Source organism: Halorhodospira sp. 9622 (assembly GCF_022228025.1).
In the GTDB taxonomy this organism is placed as follows: Bacteria; Pseudomonadota; Gammaproteobacteria; order Nitrococcales; family Halorhodospiraceae; genus Halorhodospira; species Halorhodospira halophila_A.
This window is the reverse complement of record NZ_JAJNRE010000095.1, coordinates 1-832: the sequence shown is the minus strand read 5'-3', so window position 1 is coordinate 832 and position 832 is coordinate 1. Positions and strand designations below refer to the sequence as shown.

Annotated in this window: 2 protein-coding genes; both read left to right on the top strand. The window is 63.2% G+C overall.

Annotation, left to right across the window (positions count from 1 at the left end):
- Positions 1–42 precede the first annotated feature (42 nt).
- The gene (locus LRG07_RS13750) at positions 43–411 is read left to right on the top strand and encodes a MarR family EPS-associated transcriptional regulator (RefSeq protein WP_238637370.1); all 369 of its coding nucleotides are present in this window, start codon (positions 43–45) and stop codon (positions 409–411) included.
- 76 nt (positions 412–487) lie between these two features.
- Entirely contained in the window at positions 488–820 is a 333-nt protein-coding gene (locus tag LRG07_RS13745; RefSeq protein WP_370641548.1) for an addiction module protein, read from the top strand.
- Positions 821–832 lie beyond the last annotated feature (12 nt).

The window sequence follows — 832 nt, the reverse complement described above, 5'->3', positions numbered from 1 at the left end:
CCTACCCCCAGCCCCCTACGCCCCTCACGGAAACGCCAGCGCATGGATTCCGAAGAGCTCCACTTGCAGGTCCTGCGCCTGCTGGATCAAAACCCCAACCTCAGCCAGCGCCAGATCGCCCGCGAGCTCGGCTTGTCCGTCGGCAAGACGAACTACGCCGTCCGCGCCGTGATCAGCCGCGGCTGGGTGAAGGCGCAGAACTTCTCCAACGCGCCGGATAAACGCCGCTACCTCTACCGGCTCACCCCGGCCGGGGTGAGCGAGAAGGCACAGTTGGCCTACCGCCACCTGCAGCGCAAGCGCGCCGAGCACCAGCGCCTGATGGAGGAGATCGAGGCCCTACGCGCCGAGGTGGAGGAGACCCAGGGAGAGGCGGAGCCGACGGAGCGCCCGGCGGGACCGCAGGGCTGAAACGCTCAGCACTGGCAGTGACGGCGCTACAATAGAGGGTGGTATTCACAAAGGTAATACCTGACGAGGCGTGACAATGCCTACAAGGCTGCCAATCAAAGACATGGGCACGGCCGAGAAGCTCCGCGCGCTTGAGGAACTCTGGGATGACCTCCTCAAGCAGCCCGATGCCATCCCGACTCCAGGCTGGCACGGTGACGTGCTGGCCGAGCGCGAGGCGGGCGTGAGGCAGGGCGAAGCCCGGTTTGATGACTGGCGTAGTGTGCGTAAGCGACTTCGCGATCGCTTCAATTACGCGATCTACTATGATTTGGTAGACGACTTGATCCGAGTGTATGCGGTCCTGGACTGTCGTCGGTCTCCGGCTGCTCTGGGAACGAGGTTAGGTTCGGAAAGTAGTGGTGAATAGGCCGGGAATATT